1 pseudogene is annotated in these 1,081 nt (G+C 54.1%); it reads right to left on the reverse strand.

What is annotated here, in order from left to right:
* Positions 1-281: 281 nt before the first annotated feature.
* A pseudogene (gene fusA, locus Q0341_RS07160) lies at positions 282-1,081 on the reverse strand (elongation factor G); the annotation flags it as partial.

Here is a 1,081-nt window from a genome sequence, read left to right on the forward strand (position 1 = left end):
TTTTGCCGTGGTCAACGTGACCGATGGTGCCCACGTTGACGTGGGGTTTGGTCCGTTCAAATTTTTCTTTAGCCATTTTTCAATCCTTAAAAAGAGCAATGCCCGTGTGTTGGTTTAATGTTTGCATCAGGTTGCTTGATCACTCCGCACGGGCACAGAGTGGCACTTGATCGCAGACAGTTTTTGAACTTTCAGCTCTGACTATCGCTTGCTTTTCGCTTGCTTTTAGTCAGAGGTGCCCGAGCAAATTCGCAGGCGAATTTGGTCCGGCACGCTTGTCATTATTTAGCCCTTGAAGCCACAATGGCTTCGGCCACGTTGCGAGGGGCTTCAGCGTAGTGCTTGAATTCCATCGTGTAAGTGGCGCGACCTTGCGACATCGAACGCAACGTGGTCGAGTAACCGAACATTTCGGACAAGGGCACTTCGGCCTTGATGGCTTTGCCGCCACCGACCATGTCATCCATGCCCTGGACCATGCCACGGCGTGAGGACAAGTCGCCCATCACGTTGCCGGCGTAGTCTTCTGGCGTCTCAACTTCCACAGCCATCATCGGCTCCAGAATCACGGGCTGGGCTTTGCGGCAGCCTTCTTTGAAACCAAAGATGGCGGCCATCTTGAAGGCCATTTCGTTCGAGTCCACATCGTGGTACGAACCGAAGTGCAGGGTGACTTTGACGTCCACCACAGGGTAACCCGCCAACACGCCTTGACCCAAAGCTTCGATCACACCTTTTTCAACCGCAGGGATGTATTCGCGAGGAACCACACCGCCCTTGATGGCGTCTACGAATTCAAAGCCCTTGCCTGGTTCCTGAGGCTCAACCTTCAGAACCACATGGCCGTATTGACCCTTACCACCGGACTGACGCACGAACTTGCCTTCGGCTTCTTCCACGGTCTTGCGGATGGTTTCGCGGTAAGCCACTTGGGGCTTGCCCACGTTGGCTTCGACACCGAATTCACGCTTCATGCGGTCCACGATGATTTCCAGGTGCAGTTCGCCCTGACCACCAATGATGGTTTGGCCAGATTCTTCGTCTGTTTGCACGCGGAAAGATGGATCTTCAGCAGCCAGGC

Origin of the sequence: uncultured Limnohabitans sp. (assembly GCF_937889215.1) — a bacterium.
Taxonomy (GTDB): domain Bacteria; phylum Pseudomonadota; class Gammaproteobacteria; order Burkholderiales; family Burkholderiaceae_C; genus Limnohabitans_A.